The organism is Trichocoleus sp. FACHB-40 (assembly GCF_014695915.1).
GTDB classification, from domain to species: Bacteria; Cyanobacteriota; Cyanobacteriia; order Cyanobacteriales; family FACHB-T130; genus Funiculus; species Funiculus sociatus.
The window spans coordinates 1-23,350 of sequence record NZ_JACJPF010000035.1; the positions used below are offsets into that span (position 1 = coordinate 1).

General features: G+C 43.3%; 13 protein-coding genes and 1 pseudogene. 9 read left to right on the forward strand and 5 right to left on the reverse strand.

What is annotated here, in order from left to right:
* The 9 genes from H6F63_RS03880 to H6F63_RS03915 all read left to right on the forward strand — a co-directional run.
* Nucleotides 1-452: transposase (locus H6F63_RS03880; RefSeq protein WP_190635049.1), on the forward strand; the 452-nt coding region annotated here is incomplete at its 5' end.
* Nucleotides 453-1,025: a histidine kinase dimerization/phospho-acceptor domain-containing protein gene (locus tag H6F63_RS29245; RefSeq protein WP_199297662.1), complete on the forward strand. Its 573-nt coding sequence runs from the start codon at nt 453-455 to the stop codon at nt 1,023-1,025.
* A gap of 60 nt (nt 1,026-1,085) precedes the next feature.
* On the forward strand, nt 1,086-1,523 hold the full coding sequence (locus tag H6F63_RS29250) for an ATP-binding protein (RefSeq protein WP_199297664.1): 438 nt from the start codon (nt 1,086-1,088) through the stop codon (nt 1,521-1,523).
* A gap of 132 nt (nt 1,524-1,655) precedes the next feature.
* Entirely contained in the window at nt 1,656-2,057 is a 402-nt protein-coding gene (locus tag H6F63_RS03890) for a response regulator (RefSeq protein WP_190438455.1), read from the forward strand.
* Entirely contained in the window at nt 2,050-4,149 is a 2,100-nt protein-coding gene (locus tag H6F63_RS03895) for a response regulator (protein WP_190635051.1), read from the forward strand. The genes H6F63_RS03890 and H6F63_RS03895 overlap by 8 nt, the downstream gene beginning before the upstream one ends.
* 115 nt (nt 4,150-4,264) lie before the next feature.
* Entirely contained in the window at nt 4,265-10,909 is a 6,645-nt protein-coding gene (locus tag H6F63_RS03900) for a PAS domain S-box protein (RefSeq protein WP_190635053.1), read from the forward strand.
* Between the two features lie 4 nt (nt 10,910-10,913).
* The gene (locus H6F63_RS03905) at nt 10,914-12,746 is read left to right on the forward strand and encodes a GGDEF domain-containing response regulator (RefSeq protein ID WP_190635055.1); all 1,833 of its coding nucleotides are present in this window, start codon (nt 10,914-10,916) and stop codon (nt 12,744-12,746) included.
* 595 nt (nt 12,747-13,341) lie between these two features.
* Nucleotides 13,342-16,509: a PAS domain-containing protein gene (locus H6F63_RS03910; RefSeq protein WP_190635057.1), complete on the forward strand. Its 3,168-nt coding sequence runs from the start codon at nt 13,342-13,344 to the stop codon at nt 16,507-16,509.
* A gap of 75 nt (nt 16,510-16,584) precedes the next feature.
* The gene (locus tag H6F63_RS03915) at nt 16,585-18,144 is read left to right on the forward strand and encodes an ATP-binding protein (protein WP_190635059.1); all 1,560 of its coding nucleotides are present in this window, start codon (nt 16,585-16,587) and stop codon (nt 18,142-18,144) included.
* Between the two features lie 136 nt (nt 18,145-18,280).
* Here H6F63_RS03915 and H6F63_RS03920 read toward each other — a convergent pair.
* The 5 genes and pseudogenes from H6F63_RS03920 to H6F63_RS03940 form a co-directional block, all read right to left on the reverse strand.
* Nucleotides 18,281-18,601 (reverse strand): annotated as a pseudogene (locus tag H6F63_RS03920) (hypothetical protein); the annotation flags it as partial.
* A 2-nt stretch (nt 18,602-18,603) separates the two neighbouring features.
* Nucleotides 18,604-19,290, reverse strand: a complete 687-nt coding sequence (locus tag H6F63_RS03925) for an ROK family protein (protein ID WP_190635062.1) — start codon at nt 19,288-19,290, stop codon at nt 18,604-18,606.
* Between the two features lie 145 nt (nt 19,291-19,435).
* Nucleotides 19,436-19,903, reverse strand: coding sequence for an ABA4-like family protein (locus H6F63_RS03930; RefSeq protein ID WP_190635064.1), 468 nt, complete (start codon nt 19,901-19,903; stop codon nt 19,436-19,438).
* 289 nt (nt 19,904-20,192) lie between these two features.
* Nucleotides 20,193-21,197 carry a tetratricopeptide repeat protein gene (locus H6F63_RS03935; protein ID WP_190635066.1) on the reverse strand — a complete coding sequence of 335 codons (1,005 nt, stop codon included), beginning with the start codon at nt 21,195-21,197 and terminating at the stop codon, nt 20,193-20,195.
* Between the two features lie 245 nt (nt 21,198-21,442).
* Nucleotides 21,443-23,341, reverse strand: coding sequence for a nucleoside-diphosphate sugar epimerase/dehydratase (locus tag H6F63_RS03940; protein ID WP_190635068.1), 1,899 nt, complete (start codon nt 23,339-23,341; stop codon nt 21,443-21,445).
* Between the last annotated feature and the right edge of the window lie 9 nt (nt 23,342-23,350).

Sequence of the window (23,350 nt, forward strand, 5' to 3'; positions counted from 1 at the left end):
TGGGAGGACTGAGGTACTCAGACAAGAAAAGATTCGTAGACTTTTTGGATAAAGGCAATGCAGATAACTTTTACAAAGTCCTTAAAAACTTTTATCAAGAGCTAATTTACGAATGGGTAGAAGTTGGTAATCAAGCCAAAGACTTTGCCGATAAAGGAGCGAAGATAGTTATCATTCTTGATAATGCAAGTTTTCACAAGAAAGAAGAGTATATCAAGAAGATTGAAGCAGAGATGCCGAATCTTCATTTAGAATTTCTTCCGGAATATAGCCCGGATTATAACTTAATTGAATTGGTATGGCATTCTACAAAAGAATATGTGGCTAATCGACTATTCAAATCAGTTGAGGAGCTAGAGTATTTATTACATCGGCTTTTAAATGAAGGAGAGCTGGTTATTAAGTGGGGACGAAAGCTCAAAAACAAAGGTAATGCTTTTATCACAATTTAAATGCACAACAGCTTAGCGCGAGATATAAGCGATCGCAAAGCCGCTGAAGAAGCCTTGCATCAAAAAAATGAGCAATTAGCTAACACTCTGCAAGAACTAAAACTTACCCAACAAGAGCTGATTCAATCAGAAAAAATGGCTGCTCTCGGACAACTTATTGCTGGCATAGCTCACGAAATAAATACGCCACTGGGAGCAATTCGGGCATCAATTGGCAATATCTCTACTGCTTTAGATAACTCAATTCGACAATTACCTCATCTATTCCAGCAACTTTCCCTCGAACAGCAAACTTATTTTTTTGCATTATTAGAAGCCACCCGACAAAACCAACCAATCCTTTCATTTAGAGAGGAACGACTGCTTAAACGCGCCCTTAAGAAAGAATTGGAAACTCAGGGCGTTGAGGATGCCGATACTATTGCTGCTACCTTAGTCAAAATAGGTATTACCCAGGACATTACCCCCTTTTTGCCGCTGTTACAATACCCAAATCACAGCTTAATTTTAGAAGCTGTCTATAACTTATCTATGCAACAAAATAACAGTGATAATATTATACTGGCTGTATAACGAGCCTCAAAGATAGTCTTTGCTTTGAAAAGTTATGCCCGTCAAGACAACTCCAGTCAAATGACTATGACTCAGGTGACGGAGGGAATCGATGTAGTTCTGACTATCTATCAAAATATGTTAAAACAAGGTATTGAAGTGATAAAAAAGTATCAGCAAGTTCCACCCATTCTTTGTTATGCCGAAGAACTAAATCAAGTGTGGACAAATTTGCTGCATAATGCTATCCAAGCAATGAGTAATCGGGGTAGATTAGAAATAAGTGTTTTTGAGGAAAATCGTCAATTAGTGGTGCAACTTACTGATTCTGGTTCTGGGATTCCTCCAGAAATCAAAGAGAGAATATTTGACCCATTCTTCACTACTAAGCCCGCCGGAGAAGGCAGCGGATTAGGGTTAGATATTGTTCGTAAGATTGTAGACAAACATCAGGGAAAAATTGATGTAAGCAGCCAGCCTGGACGAACTACGTTTAGCGTTTTGTTACCGATTAGATAGACATTACCGCGTTTTTAGCAGGGAAAGCATAGTTGATGAAAAAGCGCGATCGCAATCTGTAGCGAACGCTAACACCATCTATTTACAACTAATTCTGGCAACTATAAAAATTCAATAAACCGGAGCTGAGGTATGCCTAAAAAAGCGATTTTATGTGTAGATGATGAAAAACTTATCTTAAGAAGCTTGCGCGATCAAATAATAAATCATTTTGGTAATCGCTATAGTTATGAATTTGCCGAAAGTGCAGATGAAGCTTTAGAAGTAATTGATGAGTTAAATGAAGAAGGTGTAAAAATTCTCATTGTTGTCTCCGATTGGCTAATGCCCAATATGAAAGGCGATGAGTTGCTGATTAAAGTCCATCAACAATTCCCGAACATTGTCACTGTACTGTTGACGGGACAAGCTGATGAAACGGCGATTGAACGAACTCGAAAGTACGCGAACCTGTATCGCTACTTAAGCAAACCTTGGGATAAAGCAACATTAATCGAAGTCCTTGAATCGGGATTGGAGGGAACTGATGAGTAAAGGCACGATTATCTGCGTGGATGATGAAAGGGTTGTGCTGATTAGTCTCAGAGATCGGTTAACGCATCACTTCGGAAGCGATTATGATATTGAATTGGCTGAAAGTGGTGAAGAAGCCTTAGAAATTTTTGCCGAATTACTAGAAGAAGAGAGGGAAATTCTTCTAATTATATCCGACCAAATTATGCCAGGGATGAAAGGAGATGAACTTTTAATCAAAATTCATGCTCAGTATCCAAAAACATTGAAAATTCTTTTAACAGGACAGGCGAGTGTAACGGCTGTGGGTAATGCGGTTAATTTCGCTAATCTTTATCGTTATATTGCGAAACCTTGGGACGAAACCGACTTGTGTTTGACAGTTACGGAAGCGATTCGGAGTTATGTTCAGGATAAAGAATTAGAAGAAAAAAATAAATTTTTAGAAAAAATTATTTTTGAATTAGAACAATTAAACGCATCTTTAGAGGAACAAATCGCGTCGCGGACTTTGAAACTTCAACAAGCTAAAGAAGCAGCTGAAGTCGCCAACCAATCTAAAAGCACCTTTCTTGCAAATATGAGCCACGAATTGCGATCGCCTCTCAACGTGATTCTTGGCTATTCCCATTTAATGACCCGCAGCCCAACTCTACCTGGGGAACACAAGGAAAATATCAGCATTATTAGCCGCAGCGGGGAACACTTGCTAACTCTGATTAACGACGTGCTGGATATGTCTAAAATCGAGGCAGGGCGCACCATTATTAATGAACATAATTTTGACTTTTATAGTCTGCTTGATGACTTGGAAGATATGTTCCGTTTGAAGGCTGAGGAGAAGGGATTGCAGTTGCTTTGTAACCGTTCTCTTGACGTTCCTCAATATGTGCGAACGGATGAAGTCAAGTTGCGTCAAGTGTTGATTAATTTACTCAACAATGCGGTGAAGTTTACCAAACAGGGAACCGTGTCGTTACGAGTGTCAGTTGTCACCGAATTGTCAAGTTGGGTTGAAACTACATTCACTTCAAACCTTCAAACACCAACGGACAACGGACAACTGACGATTGCTTTTGAAATTTCAGATACGGGTATTGGCATTCCCCCAGATGAGTTAGACATCATCTTTGAAGCCTTTGTGCAAGCTAAAACAGGTCAAGAAGAATCACAAGAGGGGACAGGCTTAGGCTTGGCAATCAGTTGCCAATTTGTGCAACTGATGGGCGGACAGATTACTGTCAGTAGTGAGGTAGGACGAGGCAGCGTTTTCCAGTTTGCCCTTAAAATAAGCGCGATCGCATCTACTGATATCGCACCTCAACAACCGACTCGGCGAGTTATTGCCCTGAAGCCAAATCAACCCCGCTATCGTATCCTGATTGTCGATGAGAAAGCGGACAATCGCCAACTGCTTCTCCTGCTGCTTTCTCCCCTTGGCTTTGACCTGAAGGAAGCCTGTAACGGTCTGGAAGCGATCGCAATCTGGGAAAATTGGCAACCTCACTTAATCTGGATGGATATGCGGATGCCAGTTATGGACGGCATTGAAGCTACCAAATTGATCAGAACTAAGGAAAAGGAGATGGGCCGAGGCGCAGAGGCGCAGATGGGAGGAGAAAAAGCGTTGTCCTCCTTGTCTCCAATTGCCAACCCCCAATCAATAGTCCCTAATCCCACCGCCATCATCGCCTTAAGTGCCTCCGTTTTGAAAGGAGAACAAGCTGTACTTCTAGCGGCTGGTTGCGATGACTTTTTAGGCAAACCGTTCTGTGAGGCAGATATCTTTGAAATAATTAACAAACATCTTGGGGTGTTATATGTCTACGACGAGAACCCAACTCAATCTACTTTCTTCGAGTCGGATTACCTCAATAATCCACTAACCCCAGCCGACTTAGCTGCTTTACCCGACACTTGGGTAGCCCAGTTACACCATGCGGCTGCCTTGGCAAATCCTAACTTAGCTATTAGTATTATTGAACAAATTTCAGCCGACCATACAAATTTGGCTAAGGGTTTGGCGAAATTGGTCAATGATTTTCAGTTCGACAAAATTATGGACTTAACGAACTATCAGCATGATTTTAACTGTTATAGCAATCCTATTTAAGTGAACGAGTAGGGACATGGTATTGCCATGTCCTTACAGGGGGAATTTATTGGAATTTGAGTTATTTATTCAAGATTTATAACTTAACTTTAGTAAAACTATCGGAGATAAAGTTATGAACAATACAGAATTAAATACAGTAAAGGGCAACATTTTAATTGTTGATGACAACCCAGCAAATTTGCGATTGTTATCAAATATCCTAAACGATTATGGCTATGAAGTGCGATGCGTAACTAACGGGCAAATGGCTCTCACGACAGCTCGGTGGTTTCCGCCTGACCTGATTTTGCTTGATATCAGAATGCCGGGAATGGATGGTTATGAAGTTTGTTCTAAGCTAAAAGCTGATGAAAAAACTCGCGATATTCCGGTAATTTTTATCAGTGTTTTGAGTGATGTAGTGGATAAAGTAAAAGCTTTTTCAGTTGGGGGTGTGGACTACATTACCAAATTATTTGAGCCGGAGGAGGTTTTAGCGCGGGTTGAGAATCAATTGAGCATCCGGAGACTATCTAAGCAACTGCGAGAGCAAAATGCACGGCTACCAGAAGAAATGCGAGTGCGTCGGGAGGCAGAAGAAAAATTTACCCGCGCCTTTCGTTCATCTCCGGATGCGATCGCTATCTTAACGTTGGCAGATGGATGCTACATGGAAGTGAATGATAGCTTCTGTCGCATTTCTGGTTATTCTCCCGACGAGGCAATTGGTTCCACCTTAAAGGAACTAAATTTGTGGGTAAAACCACAAGACTGCCTCAAATTAAAACATCAGTTGCAGCAAACAAAAGCAATCCGCAACTGGGAATGTGATTTTCGCACCAAGACAGGCAAGGTGAAGACAATGCTGATATCAGCAGAAATCATCGACCTGAATGGACAAGCGTGTATCCTCGCTGTTAGTAAAGACATTACAGAGCGCAAAGCTGCTCAACAGGGCCTAAAAGCCTCAGAAGCTGAGCTACGCGCTTTGTTGGCTGCCTTACCCGATGTAGTTCTAGTTATTGATGCACAGGGGCGTTATCTCAAAATCGCACCTACAAATCCATCAAATTTATACAAATCAGCCTCGGAATTATTTGGCAAAACACTCCACGAAGTTTTTGAAAAAGAGCAAGCTGATACCTTTCTTAGCTATATTTGCAAAGCCTTGGAAAGTCAGCAGACACTCAACGTTGAATACAGCTTAAACATTAGAGAGCAAGAAGTTTGGTTTGCTGTCAGTATTTCGCCTATGTCGTCAAACTCAGTCGTCTGGGTAGCACGGGACATCACACAGCGCAAACAACGAGAAGAGACGCTGCGAGAAAGCCAGCGTTTTATTCAACAAATTGCCGAGTCTAGCCCCAATATTTTATATCTCCACGACCTTAGCAAGCAGCGCAATGTCTATACGAATCGGCAAATTGCTGCGATTCTGGGCTATACGCCAGAAGAGATTCAACAAATGGGAGCAGCAATTCCCCAAAATCTGATGCACCCTGACGATTTCGCACGGCTCCCTGAATATTGCCAACAATTCGAGAACGCCTCTGACGGTGAAATTTTTGAGTTTGAGTACCGGATGAGGCACCGGAACGGAGAATGGCGGACTTTGGAGAGCCGGGATACCTTGTTTAGCAAAACTGATGATGGCAAGGCGAGGCAAATTCTCGGCACAGCTACTGACATCACGCAGAGAAAGCAGGCAGAAGTTGAAATTCGTCTTTTGCTGGAAACAACCCAAGCTATTAATCACTCTGTTGACGTTGACAGTGCTTTAGCAGTGATTCTGCGGTTAATTTGTACGACAATCGGCTGGGATTTTGCCGAAGCTTGGATTCCTGCTAATGATGGTACGGTTTTGGAACATAGTCTGGGTTGGTACGAATGCGATAACTCCCTAGAAGAATTCCGCCGCTATAGCGAAACACTCATATTTGCACCTAATGCAGGCTTACCAGGGCGAGTTTGGTCATCTGGTTCCCCAGAATGGTTAGAAGATGTCTCCCAAGCTGAACCGACAGCCTTCCCTAGATCGCAAATCGCCACCCAAGTTGGATTAAAAGCTGGTTTTGGTGTACCAATCCTCGCCAATAACCAAGTTTTGGCTGTCTTAGTCTTCTTTAAACGTACTAAAAGTACAGAAGATCGGCATTTATTTGAGCTAGTTAGTGCTGTTGCGGCTCAGTTAGGTTGGCTGATTGCACGCAAAAAAGCCCAAGCTGCTTTGTGCAAAAGCGAAGAACGTTTGCATCTAGCCTTACAAGGCAGCGGCTTGGGTTTGTGGGATTGGAATATTGCCACAGGAGAAACCTATTTCGACCCCCAGTGGAAGAAAATGTTGGGGTATGAAGTAGAAGAAATCGAAAACAATTACCAGTCTTGGGAGCGGCTGCTGCATCCAGAGGATCTGCCAAAGCTTATGGAAGCTCTAAAAGCTTATCTGGAAGGTGCCACTCCTGTTTATAATGCTGAGTTTCGGATGCTCTGTTCATCCGGTGAGTGGAAGTGGATTCGGGGTTCAGGCAAGGTTTTTGAGCGCGATGAATCAGGCGTACCCCTGCGGATGACCGGGACGAATAAAGACATTAGCGATCGCATCCACGCCGAAAGAGCGCTCACTCTGGCAACCGAACGCCTGCAACATCTGCTCACCTCTAGCCCAGCGGTCATTTATAGCTCAAAAATATCAGGAGATTATGCAGCTACTTTTATCAGCGAGAACGTCAGCGCTGTTGTTGGCTACCAAGCGCGAGAATTTATAGAAGATTCAAATTTCTGGGCTAGAAATATCCACCCAGAAGATGCGAAATGGGTCTTTCCCGAATTACCACGCCTATTAGAAAAGGGATATCACACCCACGAGTACCGCTTCTTGCACAAAGACGGAACTTATCGCTGGCTATACGACCAGATGAAGTTAGTCAAAGACAAAGCTGGCAACCCCATTGAGTGCGTTGGTTATTGGGTAGACATTACAGAACGCAAACAAACAGAAGAACGTTTACGGCTGCTAGAACGAGCGATCGCAGCCTCCAGCAACGGCATTGTCCTTAGCGATGCCCAACTTCCCGACTGTCCAGTTATTTTCGTTAATCCAGCCTTTGAGTCTATAACAGGTTATTCGGCAGCAGAAACAATTGGCAAAAACTGCCGATTTTTACAAGGAACTGACAAAAAGCAACCTGCTCTTGAGGAACTGCGGGCGGCAATCCGCCAAGAAAGAGAATGTCGCGTGGTTCTGCGTAATTATCACAAGGATGGCACGCTTTTTTGGAATGAATTTTCCGTTTCCCCAGTGCGAGACGCAACCGGACGCTTGACTCACTATGTGGGAATTCAGTCTGACATTACCCAAGAGCGTACAGCAATAGAAGCTCTGACTAAACAATTTAGCCGGACTCTAATGCTCAAGCAAATCACTGAGGAAATCCGCTCTAGTTTAGATCCTTCTCAAATCTTTGCCACCGCCGCCAATCAAATTTCTCATCTATTGACAGTCGATCGCTGTCTAATTCATACCTACGTCGCCGATCCGGAACCGAGAATCCCCATAGTAGCTGAGTTTGTAGCGACCGGGGTTCCATCAATGCTGTATGAGAATATTCCCATACTCGGCAACCCCCACGCCGAGCGGATGTTAGCACAAGATGCCGCCATCTCTTCGCCGGATGTTTATGCTGACCCTCTGTTACAAGCTGCTGAGCCATTTTGCCGCCAGAGTGGTTTGAAGTCAATGCTTGTAGTCCGGACTTCTTACCAGGGAGAACCTAACGGCGCGATTGGGTTGCATCAGTGCGATCGCTTTCGCGTTTGGACACTTGGGGATATATCCCTCCTAGAATCAGTTGCGGCACAACTGGGGATTGCGATCGCTCAAGCTTCCCTCCTAGAACAAGAAAAACAACAACGCACCTACCTTGACTGCCAAAATCAACAGCTACAGCAACAAATCCGGGAACGCCAACTTGCAGAAGTGGCACTGCGCCAAAGCGAAGCCAAAAATCGCGCTATCCTTTGGGCTATTCCCGATTTGATGTTTCGGATGAGTAACGATGCCATTTACCTAGACTTCATTTGTAACAGCGAAGTGAAAAATCTGTGGCAATCAGAAGACGCGACCCTTTGCCAGCATATGAACTTCAAAGATTTGCCCCCAGAAGTTGCTCGTCGTTATGTACAACATATGCAACTAGCTCTGGATACAGGGAAACCCCAAATTTATGAACAGCAAGTTTTGATCGAAGGCAAACTGCAATACGAAGAAGTCCGGGTTGTAACCAGTGGAGAAGAGGAAGTGCTGTTCATAGTCCGGGATATTAGCGATCGCAAACAAGCAGAAATTGCCTTACAGCAACAAATCTCGCGGGAACGCCTGGTAATAGCTATGCAAGAGCGAATTCGCGAGTCACTTAACCTGGAAGAAGTCCTAAAAACAGCAGTCGAAGAAGTGCGACAGTTTTTGTCCACCGACCGGACAATTATCTACCGCTTTAACCCAGGCTGGAGCGGCGTTGTCGCTGTCGAGTCAGTGGGAGAAGATTGGATGGCTATAATGGGCAGCGATATTAACGATCCCTGCTTTGGGGAAAGCTATGTCGCCCCCTACCAGCAAGGTCGCATTCTCGCAATCGAGGATATTCACGCAGCTGGTTTAAAACAGTGCCACATTAGTTTCCTCAGTCAGCTTCAGGTTAGAGCTAACCTGGTAGTTCCCATTTTGCAAGGAAATAAGTTATGGGGACTGCTAATTGCCCATCACTGTAGGGGTTCTAGGGCGTGGCATTCTTCAGAGATAGAATCTCTCAGACAATTATCCGTGCAACTAGCGATCGCTATCCAGCAATCCACCCTCTTTGAACAAGCCAAAACTGAAATCATCGAGCGCAAGCAAGCTGAAGAGAAGCTGCGGCAAAGCGAACAGCGTTTTCGCGATGTGTCAGAAGCAGTTGGAGAATACCTCTGGGAAATAGATTCTGAAGGTATCTACACCTTCATCACTGACCGGGTGAAATCCGTTAAAGGATATCCACCCTCACAATTAATCGGGCATAAGCTGATTGATTTCGTTGCACACGAAGATATCAAAAAAGTTGAACAAATATTGCGCGATGCTTCTAGGACAAAAAGCACCTTTAAACTAGAACATCGTAACATTACCCCCACAAAGGAAATTATTTGGGAGGAAGTCAATGGCATTCCACTTTTGGACAATAACGGTAATATTATCGGTTTCCGGGGAACTGGGCTAAACATCACACAACGCAAGCAAGCAGAAGCTGCACTGCAACAGGCTGCCTATGCTGCCGATGCAGCTAATCGCGCCAAGAGCGAATTCCTCGCCTCTATGAGCCACGAACTGAGAACGCCACTAAACGCCATCCTGGGATTTACTCAAATAATGACCCGCGACTCATCCCTATCCGGCGAACAACAGGAATATATAGGAATTATTAATCGCAGTGGGGAACATCTACTAGAATTAATCAACGACATTCTAGAAATGTCCAAAATCGAGGCAGGCAGAATTACTTTTAATGAAAGTAGCTTTGACTTAGTTAACCTGCTAGAAAATCTGGAAGAAATGTTCCGGTTAAAAGTCAAATCTAAAGGCTTAAAACTGGAAATAAACTACGCCTCAAACATTCCCCAATACGTGCGGTCTGACGAGAGTAAATTGCGGCAAGTCTTGATAAACCTCCTGGGAAATGCCATCAAGTTTACTGAACAAGGTAGCGTAGTGCTGCGGGTGTCAGTTGTCAGTGAATTGTCAAGTTCTAACTTGGCAACCTTCCAACCTGACAACATTCAAACGCCAACAAGGGATAAACAACAGACAATCCGCTTTGAAGTCGAAGACACTGGACTCGGCATTGCCCCAGAAGAAATAAACAAGTTATTTGAAGCTTTTGGGCAAACAGAAGCTGGTCGGAAATCTCAGCAAGGAACTGGATTAGGTTTACCTATTAGCCGCAAATTTGTGCAACTTATGGGCGGAGATATCACCGTCAGCAGTTCTATAGGTAAAGGAACAGTATTTGCATTTGATATTCACATCAGCCTTGCTGATGCTACTGAAATTCAGACAAAACAGCTACAACCTAAAGTAATTGCTTTAGCGCCTGACCAACCGGAATATCGCATCTTGGTCGTTGAAGATCGTCTGGAAAATCGCATTCTGCTAGTCAAACTTCTCACATCGATTGGCTTTGATGTCCGCGAAGCGGAAAATGGTCAAGATGCCATTACTTTATGGGAGAGTTGGGAACCACACCTGATCTGGATGGATATGCGGATGCCTGTAATGGATGGGTATGAAGCCATCAAACGGATTAAAGGTCATGTGAAGGGCCATGCAACGGTGATTATTGCCTTAACCGCAAGCGCCTTTGAAGAACAGCGAAACCTGATTTTGTCAGCAGGTTGCAATGACTTCATCCGCAAGCCTTTCCGGGATGCCGTAATTTTTGAAAAAATGGCTCAACATTTAGGGGTGCGTTACATCTATGAATCATTAGAAACGGTTCACCAGCAGAACCCAGAAGGCACAACAGCAGATTCATGCTTTATTCTTCATACTTCATCTTTCCAAGAGATGCCTACCGAGTGGGTCGAAGCTTTATATCAGGCAGCAATTGAGGCAGATGCGGAGTTAATTTTAAGCCTTACCGAGCAAATATCTGCTACAAATACTCCTTTGTCAAGCGCTCTTTCCAATTTGGTTGATAACTTTCAGTTTGAACAAATTACTAATTTAATTGAAGAATTTAATAAATAATAGAATGAATAGCCATCAAGAATTTACAAATAAAGGTAACATTTTACTGGTTGACGATACACCAAATAATTTGCGCCTTTTGTCTGAGTTGTTGAGCGCACAGGGATATAAAGTTCGCAGTGTGACTAATGGACAAACAGCGTTAAAGGCAGCGTTGGCTAAACTTCCGGATATAATTTTGCTCGACATCAATATGCCTGTAATGAGTGGCTATGAGGTCTGTGAAAAACTGAAATCTGACGAGATTACTCGCGTGATTCCAGTAATTTTTTTGAGCGCACTTGATGAAACAATTGATAAGGTAAAAGCTTTTTCTGTTGGTGGAGTAGATTACATTACTAAGCCGTTTCAGATAGAAGAAGTTTTAATTCGCGTCGAGAATCAATTGGCTTTAAGGGCGGCACAAGTAAAAATTCTCCAATTGAATGCAGAACTTGAAATGAGGGTTAAAGAACGCACCTGTCAGCTAGAGGTAGCAAATCAAGACCTCAAGCAGGAAATTATTGAACGCAAGCGAGTGCAGAATCAATTGCTGCATATGGCTTTGCACGATCCTCTGACTGGCTTGCCCAACCGGGCTTTGTTCATGGAGCGTCTAGAACAGGCGCTCAGTCGTAGTAAACAACAACCAGATTATCAGTTTGCGGTGCTGTTTCTCGATTGCGATCGCTTCAAAATTGTCAACGATTCTCTCGGTCATCTCGTAGGAGACGAACTGCTCACTAGCCTCGCTCGTCGTCTCGAATCTTTCTTGAGCATGGTTGATACTCTAGCACACTTAGGCGGCGACGAGTTTGCTATTCTCCTAGAAGAACTCAAAGATATCAACATTGCTTCACTGCTTGCTGACCGAATTCTTAAAGAACTTTCCCACTCTTTTCAACTCTCCAGACATGAAGTATTCATTAGCGCCAGTATTGGCATTGCTCTAGGCAATAGTGACTACGAAAAGCCAGAATATCTGCTGCGGGATGCAGATACAGCCATGTATCGTGCCAAAGCATTAGGGAAAGCTCGCTATCACGTCTTTGATCCAGCCATGCACCAAGGAGCAATCCAACTTTTACAAATAGAAACCGACCTACGAAAAGCGATAAATCAGCAAGAATTTGTAGTTTATTATCAGCCCATTGTAGCCCTTTCCAGAAGCAAAATTATTGGGTTTGAAGCGCTAGTGCGCTGGCATCATCCCCAACGAGGGTTAGTTTCTCCAGCCGAGTTTATTCCTGTTGCAGAAGAAACAGGTTTAATTACCCCTATCGGTGCTTGGGTGTTGCGGGAAGCTTGCCAGCAGCTACGCATCTGGCAAGAACAAAAACTCACTCAAGAACCCTTAACTATCAGCGTAAACCTTTCGGTACGCCAGTTTTCCCAACCTAACTTAATTGAGCAAATTGACGAAATATTGGAGGAAACTAAACTTAATCCTTTTAGCTTAAAACTTGAAATTACAGAAAGTGCAATTATGGATAATAGCGAATCCGCAAAGGCGATTATCCACGAACTCAAAAGGAGGAAAATTCAGTTAAGTATCGATGACTTTGGCACGGGCTATTCTTCCCTGAGCTACTTGCATTTGTTTCCCATAAACACCCTAAAAATAGACAAGTCTTTTGTCAATCGCCTGGATAAAAGTCAAGAAGATATGGGGTTGATTCCAGCGATTATGAGTATGGCTCATACGATGGGTATGGATGTGGTTGCCGAAGGAATAGAAACTCCTGAACAGTTAGCTAAACTGAAAGCGCTAAACTGTGATTTTGGTCAAGGATATATATTTTCTAAACCTTTAGAAAGTAAATTAGCTGTACAACTTATTACAGACCTGCTGACGTAGGGTTGAGGTGCGGGTTGCCCAACGCCTAAAAGTATAGCAATCCAATCCAGAGTTATGAGATACCAACCGTTCAGATACCCGACTTCTTAAAGAAGTCGGGTATCTCCCATTCACAAATCATTTAGGAGTGCTATATTTGTTGGGTTTCGCTTAAGCCCATAGCACGGGACTAACCTACAATTATTCTAAAAGAGGTTCCAGCCTCATCGCACTTCCTATTAAGGTGCTTTCACGCCCACCAGTAAGGATGGGACAATTTCAGGCACTTTCGCTGGAGTTGACAATTGTCCAAGAGGGTGTAGACTCCAAGCATCTGACTAAATCGGGAAAATTACCTCTAGTCTGGGTTTTCGATTTATTGTGCTTTTTGTTACCAAAAATGTTAATTTGTCTGGATTTCAGCGAATATTATAAGTAAATAGTCGCTGAATTGATCCGTCAACCAGGACGCGAATAGCTTTCGAGAGCGATCGCATCTCAAAGTGAACTTGGGTTTATAAACTGTATTCACCCTTATGCTACCCAATAATAAACAATTTAAAAATAAGTAGAATCAGTTATTTTTTAGAATAAAATTGTTTTAATAATGATAAAAATGTCATCAAATTACACCTCAAACGCCGCCGCCACTTGGTTTAAAGTTCTTCTGATTGGGGACAATAAAGACGAGACGGAACGCATTGAAGAATTATTATCACGAACCTGCGATTATGCTAATTTTCGTATTTTTACAACCAACTTAGAGCGAATAGACACGCCACTAGCTCTGTTAAATAAAAAAAGCTTTGATGTAATTTTATTAGACATTTCCCTTTCCCACAATCAAGGATTTGATACCGTTGTCAGGATGCAACAGTATCAGCTAAACATTCCGATTGTCGTACTCACCACAATAGAGGATGAAGAATTAGCGCTTCAATTTATTCAAGCTGGCGTACAAGATTATCTGGTAAAAAGAAACCTTGATAGTCAACTTCTAATTCGCTCTTTACGTCATGCAGTTGCGCGTCAGAAAAGACAAGAAGCTAGGCTACAACGCGAACAAAATAATCACTCTGTTTTAGAGGAAGCAGCAGTCCACCGCGATGTTGCTTTGCCGAGGTTGTTCGTGCGCTCCAATGATGCAGCATACTCTCGATTTTGTGCTATATCTCTCGATCTATTATGTATCGCTGTCGATGGCTATTTCAAGTGTGTAAACTCAGCTTGGTCAAATACTTTGGGCTACACCCAAGAGGAACTTCTTGCTATACCATTTATCGAGTTTGTCCATCCAGAAGACAGAAAAACTACTCTTGTTGAACTCCAAAAGCTAGAAAATGGCGCTTTGAGCGTCAAGTTTGAAAATCGTTATTGCTGTAAAGATGGGTCTTATAAGTGGTTGTCATGGACATATACCCCATTTGCACAGGAAGGTTTGATTCACGGAGTTGCCCGCGATGTCACAGAAAGTAAGCTATCGGAATTAGTGTTGCGGGAAAGCCAGCGTTTTCTTCTTCAACAAATTGCTGAGACGACTCCTAATATTTTATATATTTATGACTTAGAATTAAAGCGAAATATTTATATAAATCGTGAGTTCACTACAGTTCTTGGTTATACAGCAGAAGAGATTGAAGCTATAGGAGAGGCAGTTATTAAAAATCTGATACACCCTGAAGATTTTGCCCGATTTCCTCAACATTTCCAAGAATTAGAATTAGCCTCTGAAGGGGAAATCTTTGAGATTGAGTACCGGATGAGGCACGCCAATGGAGAATGGCGCACTTTTGTCAGCCGGGATACATTGTTCGCTCAAGCTTCTAATGGGAAACCGTTTCAGATATTAGGAACTGCTACAGACATCACCTCGCGAAAGCAAGCAGAAGATGAAATCCGACTCCTGCTGGCAACAACCCAAGCGATTAATGATTGCGAAAATTTTCAGGATGCCTTAGCGGAAATTCTGCGCTTAATTAGTAGGACTATTGGCTGGGATATTGGAGAAGCATGGATTCCGGCTTTTGGTGCCACGGTTTTAAAATATGCTCAGGGTGGATACGGATGCGATCGCGAAGCCGTAGTCGCCTTGCAACATCGCGATCTAGAGGAATTTGTGCAACACAGTGAGCAATTAACATTTGCTGCTAATGTGGGATTGCCAGGGCGAATATGGTCATCTGGGCAACCGGAATGGATAGAAGATATTTCTGATACCCAAGAAGTTTTTTTACGTTCTTCAATTGCAGCAAGTACGGGATTAAAAGCTAGTTTTGGCGTGCCGATTGTAGTTGATAATCAAGTGTTGGCGGTTTTAGTTTTCTTTAAACGAAACAAAAGCGGTCAAGATTTGCGTTTGATTGAGTTAGTAAAGGCGGTTGCGACTCAGCTAGGTTTGTTCTGGCAGCGCAAACACGTAGAAGCTGCTTTGCGGCTAGGTGAAGAACGCTTGCAGATGGCATTAGAAGGTAGTGCTTTAGGTTTGTGGGATTGGAATATTCGCACCCACGAAGTTTATTTCGACGCGCATTGGAAGGGAATTTTGGGGTATGCAGTAGAGGAGGTTGAAAACAATTTTCAATCTTGGCAACATCTAATACATCCAGAAGATTTGCCTAGAGCTATGGCAGTTTTGAACGCTTATCTGGAAGGTAGTATCCCCACCTATGAAATAGAATTTCGGATGCAATCTAAATCAGGAGAATGGAAGTGGATTTTGTCTCATGCCAAGGTGACACAGCGGGATGAAAACGGCAATCCGATGAGGATGACGGGTACTCATAAGGACATTAGCGATCGCAAACAGGTAGAAATTGCTTTGCGAGAATCGGAAGCACGAGAAAGGCACCAACGAACCGACCTAGAAATTGCCCTGAACGAACTCCAAAACGCCCAAGTACACCTTGTGCAAAAAGAAAAAATGGCATCCCTCGGTCAACTGGTTGCTGGTATTGCTCACGAAATCAACAACCCCATCAGCTTCATCTACGGCAATATTACTCCTGCTAATGAATACGCTCAAAACTTAACTCGGCTAATTGAACTTTATCAACAGCATTATCCCACACCCCCAACAGCAATTTCATCGGAGATTAAAAACCTCGATCTCGATTTTTTGAAGACAGACTTTCCGAAATTACTTTCGTCAATGAAAAGCGGTGCAGATCGCATCAAAGAAATTATCTGTGCCTTGCACTATTTTTCTCGCATTGACCAAGGCAAAATGAAGAAAGCTGACCTGCATTCTGGTCTTGAAAGTACCTTGATGATCTTAGAAAATCGCCTGAAAGAACAACCTGGTAGAGTTGCTATTAAGGTAATTAAAAACTACGGAAAGTTGCCATTAGTGGATTGCTATCCAGGTCAGTTAAATCAGGTATTTATGAATATTTTGGCTAATGCCATTGATGCGCTGGAAGAAAGGATGAAAGAAGATTTATCTTTTAACCCCCAGATTTGGATTAGCACAGAAATTGTCAGCAACCATTTATCCTTGGTTAGCAACGCCGAACCAATTGAGACAGATAAAAGAAAAGTTTTAAGAAATAAAGTTCTTGTTAGGGTTACTGACAATGGTAAAGGTATTTTGCCTCATGTAAAGAAACATATATTTGACCCCTTCTTTACAACCAAGCCTGTAGGTAAAGGCACGGGATTGGGGCTATCAATTAGTTATCAAATTGTTGTAGAAAACCATCAAGGAAAAATTAGGTGTAACTCGTATTTAGGAAAAGGTACAGAATTTATAATTGAGATAAATTCAAAAGCGTTATTATCAAGTTAAGTATAATTACTCTTGGCATTTTAAAAATGGCTATTTTATAACTAAAGTAGATAGAAAATAAAAAAAATAAAAAAAATGTGGGAACTCTTAAAGGAGTTATTTTCATCAACTCAGTTTATTCCTCACGGTCACTGTTACCTTTGGCAAACTAAACTGGTATGGCTTCACCTCCTTTCGGACTTGTTTATTGCGATCGCTTACTTTTCAATTCCGGCGATGCTCCTGTATTTCATCCACGAACGGCAGGATATTCCCTTTCAAGGAATATTTGCTTTATTTGGAGCTTTCATCATTCTCTGTGGCACAGGTCACTTGATGGAAATCTGGACTCTCTGGCATCCTACTTACTGGCTAACAGGCGTCGAGCAAGCCATTACCGCTCTGGTTTCCTGCTATACAGCTCTACAAATGGTAACGCTGCTGCCGCAATTTCTAGCTCTGAAAACGCCAGAACAATTAGAAGCAGTTAACCGGGAACTCCAAAGCGAGATTGCTGAACGTCAGCGAGCCGAAGAAGCCTTACGTAACGCCTACGATGATTTAGAAATTCGGGTAAGCGATCGCACTGCGGAGTTATCAAAAACACTTTCTATCCTTCAAACTGAAATGGCCGAACGCAAACAAGCAGAAGCCGCTTTGCAAGAATCAGAAGCACGAGAAAGAGAAAAATCTCAAGAGCTTGAAATTGCTCTGCACGAACTCAAAAGCGCCCAAGTCCAGCTGGTGCAAAAAGAAAAAATGGCATCCCTCGGTCAACTGGCTGCTGGCATCGCCCACGAAATTAATAATCCTACAAGTTTTATCTATGGCAATGTCACCCCTGCCATTGAATATGCCTCAAATTTACTAAAAATAATTTCTCTCTATCAAAGCCACTACCCCCAGCCATCTAACGAAATTCAAAACGAAATTGCCGTCCTCGACCTTGATTTTCTTAAAAGAGACTTTCTCAAATTGCTCTGGTCAATGAGAACAGGAGCAACCCGGATTAAAGAAATTGTTGCTTCTATGCGGAACTTTTCGCGGCTTGACGAAGCTGAAATTAAAGAAGCCGATTTACACTCTGGAATTGAAAGTACCTTAATGATTTTACAAAACCGCCTGAAAGAACAGCCTAATAGACCAGCAATTGAAGTAATTAAAGAGTTTGATAAATTGCCCTTAGTAGCTTGTTATCCAGGTCAGTTAAATCAGGTATTTATGAATATTTTGAACAATGCAATCGATGCTTTAGAAGAAAAAATAAATGAAGGTTATTTATTCACTCCGCAAATCCGGATTGCTACAGAAGTCAGATATCCGGAAGAAACTAATTTCAAATCCCTAATTCCCAATTCCCAATTGATAGTAATTCGGATTACTGATAATGGTAAAGGCATTACACCTTACGTGAAAGAGCATCTCTTTGACCCTTTTTTTACCACAAAACCAGTAGGAAAAGGAACAGGATTAGGGCTGTCTATTAGCTATCAAATTATTGTCGAAAAACATCAAGGGAGACTCAAGTGTAACTCTCAATTAGGGGAAGGGGCAGAGTTTGCTATCGAGATTAATGCAAAAGCGAGAGTTAACGCCGCGCCTCGGTTCGCACCAGCTTTAGTAGAAGTTCACGATAATGCGATTTTTCAAAGTTAAGACGAAAGATAAAGTTATGTAAAATGAATATCTTCGGCCCGGGATCTTCTCTTCAGGAGCGACAACAGGGCTAAAGTGGTTGCTGGATATAAAGGGTTAGATATGCGATCGCCCTGTTGAAACCAAACCTAGTAGTTTACTCAGGCAATTCACCAAAGCGTTCCCGATAGCGAACTAACAAAGCCTGCATTTCTGCTACTTGTTGCTCAGCTTGTTCCTTCTGCTGTCGTTCCTGTTGTGCCATTTCCTCTGGAGTTGGGATTAATTGCCCTTCAGCCGTAAAGAAACGCAACCTTGAGTCGTGAATACCCAAATATAGCTCTAGTTGCTGGCTCCACAACCAGCCATTAGCATTAGGCTCAAGTTCCTGGTAGCGACCATCTAACAAATGAAACCCTTGAAATTCAAGATTATCAGGGCTAAACCAGAAATAGTCAGGAGTGCGGAAAACATCTCTATCTAATCTCGCCACAACGCAATTCCGCCCAATAAACCAGTTACATTAGGAACGATTTTGACATTTGGTGGTAAGTTGAGAGTTACTTTTTTGGCTTCGCCGCCGCCGATGTAAAGGTAATCATAGTTAAACAGATTTTGCAGAGATGCGATCGCTTTTTCCAGACGAGAATTCCATTTTTTCTCACCGACTTTATCTAAAGCGGCACGCCCCAACTGTTCCTCATAGGTTTCCCCTTTGCGAAACTGATGGTGCCCAAGTTCCAGGTTTGGCACCAGTAACCCTTCCACAAACAAAGCCGAACCAAAGCCTGTTCCCAGAGTGATCGTTAGTTCTACACCCGATCCTGAAATCGCTCCCAAACCTTGCATATCGGCATCATTGACCACCGCTACTGGTGTTTTTAAGCGATCGCATAGTGCTGTTGCTAGATCGAACCCGATCCAATTTGGAGACAAATTTACGGCTGTCTTAGTGACACCAGAGCGAACTACGCCGGGAAAGCCCACAGATACGCGGTCAAACTCACCTTGAGAGCTAGCAAGGGTAGCGATCGCATCCATTACAACCTCTGGCACAGGAGGGTTTGGGGTGTCTACACGAGAGCGTTCAGTCAGGGGCTGTCCATCTTCGTCTAAAATTATTGCCTTGATGCCACTGCCGCCAATGTCAACAGCTAGAGTCCGCATAAATTTATCTCTCAATTGGGTAGTGACTTAATTTTTGATTTTAGATTTCTGACAACATTGAAATGAAGGTTTTACACCGCTAGATTCTAATCCCAAATCATCGGAAACCCAGAAACTCCTTCGCCCCACAAAATCCAAAGTTGTATTATGCTTGGGGGTTTGGAACCGAGGAAGTTGCATCAGTTACAGTTGGTGAGAAAAACTTCTGCCTCACCCAGTAAGTCAAAATATGAGAAAGCAATCCCATCGGCCCTGCAAATAAACATAGCAGCAGCGAATGGATTGTCCAGATACCAGTCCGCTGACCCTCCAAATAAATATAGCGACCCACGAACAAATCCATCACCAGAAAATGAATCCACCCAGTAGCAGCCGCTGTTTCATCTGCAAAAAAGTGTGCAATGTCAGCCAGTTGAGGATTCGACAAAGCGGCGGCAGATTCTGGCGTAATTGACGCTACAAACAAATAGATATATAGACCAGCTAACGCCACAAATGGAATATAAGATTCCATAACCCGCTTGGTCACGCCCCAGTTGGGCAGCAGAATCATCAGCGCCCAGAAAGGCAGAACAAACAGATTAGCAACGTTAAACAGTTGAGAGATGATCATATCAATGGCTAATGGGTAATAAAAAGAAAAATTGAATAATTTTTTATTTTGCCTTTTGACGCGATGTGCAACTTTCCCAATCAGAACACTTAAATAACCCCCTAAAAAAGGGGGCAAGGGGAGATTTAGAAGTGAGCTGCACTCTTCGTTAAATACCCCAACCCCCGTGAATAAAAAGTTTTCCTTATCTTCCCCATAAAAAAAATTTCTTTATCTCTGGTTCGCCAGCGAACCAGTTGGAGGAGGTAAGAGGGGCTTATCTTAGTTGCACATTGGGCCTTTTTCCTTTTTACCTCATCCGCCGCCGACCTTTACGATTTTCAGAGACGAGGCTATCTGCTGATGACTTGTATGACTCTGCCAGTTCCTCCCATCCATCATCATCTTGGTCTTCCAGTGCCTCTAGATTATCCATCATGTCGCTATCAGCGTCACCCTCTGCGGCTAAGAGCGTAGCAGCACGGTATGCCTCTGTAGCCTCCCGGTGTAGACCTTGACGATGGTAAATATCTCCCCAAAGCTTATGCTGACGCGGTGCAAGCTGCTTGGTCTGAGGTACTTCTCTAAGAAGCGTAGCAGCCTCTTCCAGTTTATTTTCTTGAATCAAAGCTTCTACTAAGCTTAATCGCACACCAGATGGTACATCCGGGTTCAGCTCAACTGCTTGACGTAATACCTCCGAAGCACCACCATAGTTATTCTGTTTCAAATAGACGCGCCCCAATTCGGCATAACTAATCCACTTTTGGGGATTGATATTAATTGCAGTTTTTAGCTCAGAAGCAGCTTCTGCAAGCTTCTCCTGGTCGATATAAGCTTGAGCCAAGCGGATGCGAATCATTAGCAGCCGGGGGTCTAAACTTAGAGCCTTACGAAACTCCTGTATGGCTTGCTCATACTTGCCTTGCCTCGCCAGCACCTGACCCAAACCTGTATAAGCTTGGACGGCTTTCGGGTCAAGGCTAACAACGGCTTTAAACTGCTCTAAAGCCTTGTCCCAATTCCGCTGCTTCAAATAAGCCTTCCCAGCTTTCAATATGGGCATCGGCTTCAAGGGATCTAATCTTATTGCTGCTTGATAATAGACAAGAGCTTCATCGTAATGTTTTTGCTTGAACTCGATATTTCCAGCACCCAGATTAGCCCGCCTTGATGTCGGATTGTCTTGCAAGACTGACTTAAATTGTGCTAAAGCTTCATCCAGCCGCCCTTGTTTTTGCAGAGCAACACCAAGCTTTACCTGATCCTGCCCGCCTGTATTCAGTCGCTTTACTTTAGGAGTGAAATTGGTCACTGAAAGTTCTTCCTCTAATGCGCGATGTGCAAGTGGGCAATGAAAAAAATTCTACCGTTAGCTTCTAGAGAGACATTCTTCATGACCCTTGGTAGATAGTTTATCTTATGTGTCTTTTGGGGTGCCACTGCCCTTGCTGGTGGCGATCGAGTTTTATTAAATGCTTACTACACTCATGGATGATTGACAATACTTATTATATAAAACTCAATTATCTGTAAAACTTTTTGATGAATGTAAAAAAATTATATCTTAGAAATTCTGGCTTCTAGGGTAAGTATACATTTTTGAGCCACTGCCCACAGTTCATCAGCCGATAAACGATTTGTTATAGCTTCTTTTAAAGTAGTTATGACCTCTGATAATGCTGCTTTTGCTGGCGGTAAGTGACTAAAAACTGCCAAAATTTTAGGATGTTCTGTAACCATGACTTTTTCATGAGAATTTATTAAAGATTCATGTAATTTTTCCCCTGGACGCAAACCGGTGATGCAGATAGGAATATCAATATTTGGGGTAAGACCTGCCAAGTGAATCATTTGTTCGGCTAGTTCAAAAATGTTGACTGGCTGACCCATATCTAAGATTAAAGTTTGCCCTGATTTTCCCACGGCAAGGCTGTGAATTACCAATTGCGCGGCTTCAGGAGTGGTCATAAAGTAGCGGGTCATTGACTTGTCGGTGACGGTAACGGGGCCGCCTCTGGCAATTTGCTGTTGGAATATAGGCACGACGCTGCCGCGGCTGCCTAAAACGTTGCCAAATCGCACAACGAGAAAGCGGGTGTGACTTTTGGTGGCATATGCTTTGACCATGAGTTCTGCTAAGCGTTTACTTAAGCCCATAAAGTTAGAGGGGTCAACAGCTTTATCTGTAGAAATCATGACGAATGTTTCTACTTTGCAGGCATCAGCTAAAGCTGCTAATTGAGCAGAACCAAGGGCGTTATTTTCAAGGGCTTCCGTGGGGTTATGCTGCATCAATGGCACGTGTTTGTGGGCAGCTGCATGAAAGACAATTTCTGGTTTCCAAGTGTTGAATATGTCCTGCATTCGCGAAAAAGAGCGAATATCTCCAATTAAGGGGGTGGTAACTAAATTGGGGAAGTCTCGCCTTAATTCTTGTTCGATATTAAAAATGCTGTTTTCGCCTCTTCCTAGAAGCAATAAATTTTTAAGTTCCAGTCTGGAGAGTTGGCGACAAATTTCTGAGCCGATGGTGCCACCTGCACCAGTGACGAGGACGGTACGATTTTTAAATTGCGATCGCGCACTGGGAAACTGCACAGAAAACTCGGTCGCCAGATCCAGGCGAATTTCCGGCCGTCCCAGGATATCCTGAATTTGGATTTCTCTGGCTTGGGGGGTCAGAGTGCGATCGCGTAAAATTTCTGCCTGTCCCGGTAAAGCTTTGAGTTTCAGATTAGTGCCAACAGCGAAATTAAGCAGTTTGCGGATTTTGGCAGCACTGGCAGAAGGCATGGAAATCAAGACTTCATCAACATTCAGCGCTAAAGCGATCGCTACCATCTGCTCAGAAGATCCCATAACTGGCACCCCTTCCACCTTGCGACCCACCTTAGTCGGGTCATCATCGACAAATCCGACGATTTCTAAATTCAGGTGTGGATTTTGTCGCGCTTCTTGGACAATTTGGCTCCCAGCCATCCCCGCACCCACCAGCAACACCCGCTGAGGCTGTGAAGAGCGCGATCGCATCTGCGGGTGATTAACTGACCAGCGACGAGCATAGCGCAGAGCCGCCATCAAGAGCAGGCAAAAACTCCAGTCAATCGCAGCAATGCTCAGGGGAATCCCCAAAATAGGCATAAAGCGAGGAAAGATGGCACGGGTCATCGCTAAAACCAGGAGGGAATAGACGGTGACTGCCTGGAAAAGTGCGATCGCATCCTTAAGACCGAACAAACGCCACACTTGTTGATACAAGCCAAAACCAGTTTGGACAAGCAGCCGGCCGGGAATGGCAACCAGTGGTAGAATCCATGCCAAGGCTTGATGATCGAAAGCGATCGCTCCATCAAAGCGGAGCCAAAATGCAAAGCTGCAAGCAAACCAGGCAACAAATCCATCTAGGCTGAGTTGTCCTAGTCGATATACAGAGGGAAAAATAACGCGCTTGGGCATGGAAGACTC